Source organism: Bradyrhizobium sp. LTSPM299 (assembly GCF_000938235.1).
GTDB lineage: Bacteria > Pseudomonadota > Alphaproteobacteria > Rhizobiales > Xanthobacteraceae > Bradyrhizobium.
Window position 1 is genome coordinate 1 of sequence record NZ_JYMU01000079.1, and the last position, 6782, is coordinate 6782.

Annotated in this window: 4 protein-coding genes and 2 pseudogenes; 3 read left to right on the forward strand and 3 right to left on the reverse strand. The window is 59.0% G+C overall.

Going from position 1 to position 6782, the window contains the following annotated elements; genetic code table 11:
* A pseudogene (locus UP10_RS46120) lies at positions 1-123 on the reverse strand (DUF2285 domain-containing protein); the annotation flags it as partial.
* A 169-nt stretch (positions 124-292) separates the two neighbouring features.
* Here UP10_RS46120 and UP10_RS34840 point away from each other — a divergent pair.
* On the forward strand, positions 293-529 hold the full coding sequence (locus tag UP10_RS34840; RefSeq protein ID WP_044587917.1) for a helix-turn-helix transcriptional regulator: 237 nt from the start codon (positions 293-295) through the stop codon (positions 527-529).
* Positions 530-603: 74 nt separating this feature from the next.
* Here the strand turns inward: UP10_RS34840 and UP10_RS43540 are convergent, their stop codons facing one another.
* Positions 604-882, reverse strand: coding sequence for a DNA -binding domain-containing protein (locus tag UP10_RS43540; protein ID WP_082077422.1), 279 nt, complete (start codon positions 880-882; stop codon positions 604-606).
* 189 nt (positions 883-1071) lie between these two features.
* Between UP10_RS43540 and UP10_RS34845 the strand changes: the two genes are divergently transcribed.
* Complete coding sequence (locus UP10_RS34845) at positions 1072-1281, forward strand: helix-turn-helix domain-containing protein (RefSeq protein WP_044591717.1); 210 nt, start codon at positions 1072-1074, stop codon at positions 1279-1281.
* 914 nt (positions 1282-2195) lie between these two features.
* Positions 2196-5307 (forward strand): annotated as a pseudogene (locus UP10_RS34850) (helicase-related protein).
* 132 nt (positions 5308-5439) lie between these two features.
* Here UP10_RS34850 and UP10_RS34855 read toward each other — a convergent pair.
* Positions 5440-6777 carry an IS701 family transposase gene (locus tag UP10_RS34855; RefSeq protein ID WP_044591718.1) on the reverse strand — a complete coding sequence of 446 codons (1338 nt, stop codon included), beginning with the start codon at positions 6775-6777 and terminating at the stop codon, positions 5440-5442.
* Between the last annotated feature and the right edge of the window lie 5 nt (positions 6778-6782).

Genomic DNA, 6782 nt, shown 5'->3' on the forward strand with positions numbered 1-6782 from the left:
GCCGTCCGCATCCGCATCGAGTAAACGCAGATAAGTGATCATGTGCTGCTCATCATAGACGGTGAGCATCGCGTCGGTTGGAGCGAGGTCTTCGACAGCCGGATCAAGCGGCGGTTTCTTCATAAGAATACCTTTCAGCTAAGCACGCGCGCAGAAAAGGTAGGGGGCAGCATCGCCGCCGCCAGAACCTATCCACACGAGGCTTCTACTCGATGGGTGCATAAATAACCTTATCAGGTGTATTTATGCCCTTATAGTGGCATATTTTCTAGAGCCGTCGAAGGTGGTCAATATGATCACCTCTCGACAAATTCGGGCTGCCAGAGCGTTACTGGACTGGTCCCAACAGCAGTTGGCAGACAAAGCGATCGTGTCGCTTAATGCCGTCGCGAGGCTGGAAAAGGGGATTGTTGATTCTCGAACGAGTACCTTGCTGGCAATCCAAAAAGCCCTGGCCAAAGCAGGCATAGAGTTCTTGGATGCGGACCAAAAAGGCGAAGGTGTAAGGCTTAAGAGCCCGAGATCCTAGCCGACTTCCGCAACTTCCGTCGAACGACCGGCGTCCCCCGAAATACCCGCGACAGGATACTCGAGGGAATTATTTTACTTGGGCGCGGCACCTCGGAGCAACTGGCGATAGCCATGCTTCGTCATCCATTTGGCGCGCTCCAGATGACTGTCAAATGCTTTTCGTGCGCGAGTCGGCTCGCGATCCGGATCAATGTGCAGAACCATCTGCGCAACATCCTTCCAATCCGCGCCTTCCGCGACGGCATCTAACACGCGCAGGTATGTTACAAGGTGCTCCTCATCGTAAGCCGTCAGCGCTGGGGCATGGGGAGCTAAATCAGCGACGTTGGGGTCAAGTGGCGAGATTTCCAAGTAGCAAGCCCTCAGAATTTCCAAACGTGGGACGACGCCAGCGTTGTACGGGAGCCGAGAGGCGCTCGCTCAACGAAATGTTCTCCCGGCGAAGCTCGAGCATCGACCATTGGAACACTATGGTTGGTGCTCGCAGAATACCTAGTATGCTAGGTGGAGGTCAAGTAGAGTATGGTGCCGTCTTGCCGCATGAAGCTGCGGCGCTTGGTAGCCAAAAATCTTAGGCGTCTCCGGATAAAGGGTGGCCTCTCCCAGGAGGAACTGGCCGATCGCGCAGGTCTGAATCGCAATTACATCGGCATGATCGAGCGTGAGGAGAATTCACCCACGGTTGACGCCCTCGAGCAGATTTCGGGGGCCTTGGGAATTGACCCTGTCCTTCTTTTTCAAGACCGGTGAGTGTCTCGTCAGTTGATAGCGGACTTCGCTGCTCGTTAGTTTTACCACCTGGAAGGTCATAAGTTCGAATCCTGTCCCGCTTCGAACCTGCCCCGAACAGTCGGGCGACCGGCTTTCATCGTAAAATTGCCGTGGCCCTTGCCGCTTCGCGCCCGCTTTGGATTTTTTGGTGAGCTTGTGATGAGTTTTGCTTTCACTCACGTCCGTGCGCCCAGGCAAAATAGTTGACCTTATGACGCACCCGACAGGGTTTGAACGGTAACCTTTGCCTTCGGAGGGCAACGCACCTTTATCGGAGCCTGCGGGAGCGGTTTGACGTGGTCTGAGTAGCTTCCGAGAAGAGGTGTTATTGGATGCGATTGTTCCTCCCGCGGCGAGTTGGTTGAAGGTTACGAAGGAAGTGACCGACGTTGGAGAGCCCGAAAGGTTACTTGGTTTTCCTGACAAACGGAGTCGATCTGTCACTGATAAGCTTTCATACGAAAGGTTATCAGTCTGCGCCTGGTCGAGAACTGTTTGCACGCGAAGGCATGCCGCAAGCGACAGGCACGACATCGGCGGCGCACTGTGGATCTTTGCCTGTCGGGTGATTGGCATGGAAAAGGGAAGCCCAATCCGTAGTTATTGAACTGCCCGCTTAGCATTGCCTTCCGCTCAAGCTGGCGAGGGGCCTGTCCGATCCACAGCGGATTCCTCGGTTTGCGCTCCCGCCTGATGCGGCGACGACGATCGACTGTCCTCTATTCATGGTGATCGTGAAATTGTAATCAGGTCGGGATTCGCAGAGAACTGCATTCTCGAAACGAGATGGATATTTCGTGGGAAAGACCAAGAAAACCCGTGCCACTGCCAGCTTGACGAAGAAAAGCACGGGTTCAGCGCGTTCAGCCATCTCTACGTCCTCACCTTTAGGTATGTTGGCGCTCCATCTTCTCGAACGATGGAGGAAGTCCGGCCGCGATGGGATCGCCTTCCTAGCCGAAGACGAGAATAGGGCGGAACGGCTTGGGAGCATCCTTCACTCACTCGATTCTTCGATTGACGTGTTGGTCTTTCCGAGACTGAACACGTTGCCGTTCGATGGATTGGAGCCATCTCGAGAAATTGCGGGCAGGCGGTCCTCGGTGCTGCGGCGTCTCGCCAAGGCGAAAAAGCCTGTTTTTCTGGTGTCGACGGCGGAGGCGATCATGGAGCGGCTGCCTCTGCCTGCGAGTTGGGGGCGCCTCGGTATGAGCCTGAAGGTCCGCGGGATGTACGCCGAGCGGGACCTTCAGAGCCGTCTAAAGGCCCTAGGATACGATCTGGACGAAGAGGCGGAATTCCCGGGCACGGCCCTCTTTCACGGCAAGACCTTTGAGATTTTTCCTGCAGGTGCGCTTGGTCCGTACCGGATTGAGCATTCCGGTGATGCGATCCGCAGAATCGTCGCCGTCGATCCGCACGAGCATGACGTTATCTCCGAGGTAAGTGAGCTGCTGGTCGATCCGATGTCGGAGCGAATTGCGCTAGGCGGCAAGCGAGGACAGCGGGCGATTTTGCCGGATTATTGCGATCGAGCGCAATGGATCATGGATGCTGGGGTTCCAGGCCATGCTGACAACTGGCTGAGGACGATTGAGGAAGCGGCCGGTCGTAAGGATGCGGAACGCGAATACCTGGGACGAAGGGACTGGAAAAGACTGGCGAAGCGCATGAGCGTTCTGCCCAGGAAGGCGGCGTACACGGCCATACCCGACTTCTCGAAGGAACCGTTGCCGAGGAAGGCTCTTCGAACGTTCGTCACCGATACGCAGCGCGTCGGATCGCGGCTGGTCTTCGCCGCGGCAGTGGAGGGCGACCTGCGCGCGATGGAACGTATGAGCGGAGTGAAGGCGCAGCGCTACGCAGACTTCGAAGAGATGACCAACGCACGAAGTCGCGAGAGTGCGCTTTTGGCCGATTTCGACGCAGGCTTCGTCGTCCCTGGTCGGAAGCCGCTTGTGGTCGTGACGGCGACCGACGTGCTCGGCAGTAGAGCCCATCACCCACAGCCTATGGCCCGGGTCTGGACTGCGGCATTCGATCACCCGGATGTTCCGGAACGGGGGGCAGTCGTGGTCCATCTCCAGCGCGGCTTGGCTCTCCTGGACGGATTACAGACGCTTGACGTGAGCAGAGGGGCATCCCGTGAGGTGATCAGGCTCAAGTTCGCCGCTGACGACGTCGTCCTCGTTCCGCCTGCCGACCTCTCTCTGATCTGGCCCTACGCCACGGAGCCAGGCAGGCTGAAATTGGACAAGGCGGACGGAAGCACGTGGTGGGGGCGACGAGGGGAGGCGGAACGGGAAATCCAAGCGACGGCCAAGCAGCTTGCCAAACATATTGCGCAGCGCCGTCGCCGGCGCGCCCCCAAGCTGGTCGCTGGTCGCTCCGGGGCCGGCTTACGAAAGGTTTGTCGCGCGATTTCCGTATTTCACGACGGTCGACCAGGCCCGCGCGATCCGCGACGTCCTGCACGACCTCGGGTCCGGCCATCCCATGGATCGGGTCGTCTGTGGCGACGTCGGGTTCGGCAAGACAGAGGTCGCTTTGCGAGCAGCCGCAGCTGTTGCGCTGTCGGGAAAGCAGGTCGCCATCGCGGTACCGACAACGGTCTTGGCCCGGCAGCATGTCGCGACCTTTCGCAAGCGGTTTGGTTCGCTCGGTATCGAAGTGGGAAACCTCTCGCGGGCCACGTCGGCTTCGGATGTGAGAGAGGTCAAGGAGGGGCTGCGGCGGGGGGAGCTGAAAGTCGTGATCGGTACGCAGGCCCTAGCATCGAAAGACGTGAAGTTCGCCGACCTTGGGCTCGTCATTGTCGACGAGGAGCAGCACTTCGGCGCAGCCGAGAAGGTGAAACTCTCGGGTTTGGCCAAGGGGGTTCATACGCTTTGGATGAGCGCCACGCCGATACCGCGGACCTTGGCGGCGGGTCTTGCAGGTTTCAGGGATCTTAGCGTCATCGCGACGCCGCCGGTTCATCGGCTTCCAATCGTGACCAAGGTTGCGCCGTTGTCTGACGCCGCAATCATCGCGGCATTGCTACGCGAGCAGAGGCGTCACGGACAGAGCTTTCTGATCTGCCCGCGCATTGAGGATTTGGACCCAATGTTGGCGCGGATTCAGGCGGTAGCTCCGGATCTCCGGATCGTCTGCCTTCACGGCCGGCTCCCTGCGGACGAGATCGACGACCGAATGATGACCTTCGTCGATGGTGAGGCAGACGTCCTCTTGGCCACCAACATCGTGGAGAGTGGCCTCGACATCCCGCGGGCAAATACCATCGTGGTCTGCTGGCCGGAGAAATTCGGTCTGGCGCAACTTCACCAGCTCAGAGGTCGCGTTGGGCGGAGCGGAATACGTGCCTTCGCCCACCTCCTGACCGAAGCGAAGTCGGGGCATTCCGAAAAGCGCTTGGCTGTTTTGGAGGAGTTCAGCAGGCCAGGCGCAGGCTTCGCGATCAGCGAGCGGGATCTCGATCTCAGGGGGGCGGGAGATCTCTTCTCGGAACGGCAGTCAGGTCATGTACAGGTTTTTGGACCGGTGCTTTACAGCCACCTCCTGAAGCTGGCTTCGGAGAAAACGACCGGCGGGGCCGCCGATTTGTGGGTGCCAGACCTGAATCTACCGGTCGCGGATATACTGCCCACGAATTACGTGCAGTCGGATGCGGTTCGGCTGGAGTTATATGGCCGTGTCGCGAGGTGCCGCAGCGAGGATGACCTGGAGGATTTAGAGGACGAAACCGCGCGGCGTTTTGGCAGGCCGCCGCCGGCGGCGCGCGATTTCTTCGCGGCGGCGCGCCTCAGACTCGATTGTAAGAGGCGCGGCATTGTCAGACTTGACGTTGGACCGGAGGCCGTTGCGGCAACATTTTTGCCGGGCCGGCTGCGCAAATCCAAATCGAAAATGGTGGAACGCGACGGCGATCGAGTGGTCTACGCGGACAAGGGGAATGAGGAGCCGTTCGAGCGGGTCCAGGGGTTCCTTGAGATATTGGACGAGTAGGGGCGCTGCGGGAGGAGGCGCTGTTCGATCAGAACCGGGTGACGATCCAATTGTTCGCAAACGAAGACAGCTGCAAACTGATAAGAAAATGAAAGAAATGGAGTCAATTAGTCACTACTTTGGCAGATTTATTCACGCCGCTGCTTTCCGCCGATTTGTCTTCTGCAGTGCGGGCATCGCTGAGGTCGTGGTTGAACGATGAGATCGACGATGGCTTGGCGTACGGCCGGCAGGCTCGGCTGAGGTGGTGGACCGTTGATTCTTTTTTTTCCGCCCCGCTTGTGCGAGACGGCGATGCTGGAGGAATGCGTAAGCGATCATAGTCATGAGCGCATGACGATGAAGGCCCTGCCAGGATCGTCCCTCGAAGTGATCAAGCCCGAGTTCCTCTTTCAGCTGCTGATGGGCCTGTTCGCAAATCCATCGAGCTTTGATCGTAGCAGCTAACGTGCGCAGATTCGTCTTGGCCGGCATATTGGCGAGATAATATTTCTTCTCTCCCGACGTCCTGTGTTCGCCGATGAGCCAGGCTTCGTCCCCCGGAAGATGCTGCTGGCCCATGTCCTTGATCCGCTGCGGAGGTCCATCAGCGGTTCGCACGCGAACCGCGGCGAAGCGAGCTTCCAGCCGGCCCTTGGTCCCGTTTCGCCAACTCACATTTTGCCACTTAGCATTGGCCAGCATGTCTTCGGCCGCCGTCGACAATACGTCGGGAATGTGCCGCTTGCGGGGACGACCTCGACCGGCGACCGGCCAGATCAATTTAACCTCCACCGGATAAACCTTCTGATGACGAGGGATACCGACGGCCCAGGCCAGGCCGCGTGTCGTGAGCCCCTGACGGAACGGCGCGCTGAGGCCGTAACCGGCATCGGCCAGCACACAGCCAAAGCGCATACCGGCTGCCATCACGCGATCGATCTCCGCCAAGGCGATCTCTGGCTTGGTCCGCGCTGCGCGGTACTCTACAGGAACGCCCGCACGCTTCAAACGCACCGGATTGCTCGTCCAACTCTCGGGAACGAAGAGACGTAATGCCACCATGACCGGCACTTCACCCCGCGCAAGCGTCAGCGACACCAATGTTTGGCAATTAGCCGTCTTGCCGAGAGACGAGGCATATTGTGGAGCGACGCCAACCGAACGATCGCCCTTCTTCGGCATCGCCGTGTCGTCGATGACCAGCACCGCATCTTTGCCGCCGACCAGGCGATCGGCCTGAACGAGCAATTCTGCCTCCAATGGCGCCGCATCCCAGAGGCCATCAGCGATGAAATGGTGCAACTGGTCATACTCGCCCGGTGCCAGCCGCGCCGCCATTGGCTGGACGCTCTTGCGATCGCCCGGTCCAATCAATCCCGAGATATAAAGCGGACACATCCGCCGCCGCGCCTTGTGACCTAAACGATCCAGGAATGGCTTGAGCCAGCGCCCAAGCTCGTCTTCCCACTTCGACTTCGTGTCCACCATGGTCG

Excerpts from the sequence above, each read along its gene's own strand:
- UP10_RS34840 (WP_044587917.1), top strand. The coding sequence starts at position 293 with ATGATCACCTCTCGACAAATTCGGGCTGCCAGAGCGTTACTGGACTGG.
- UP10_RS34845 (WP_044591717.1), top strand. The coding sequence starts at position 1,072 with ATGAAGCTGCGGCGCTTGGTAGCCAAAAATCTTAGGCGTCTCCGGATA.
- UP10_RS34855 (WP_044591718.1), bottom strand. The coding sequence starts at position 6,777 with ATGGTGGACACGAAGTCGAAGTGGGAAGACGAGCTTGGGCGCTGGCTC.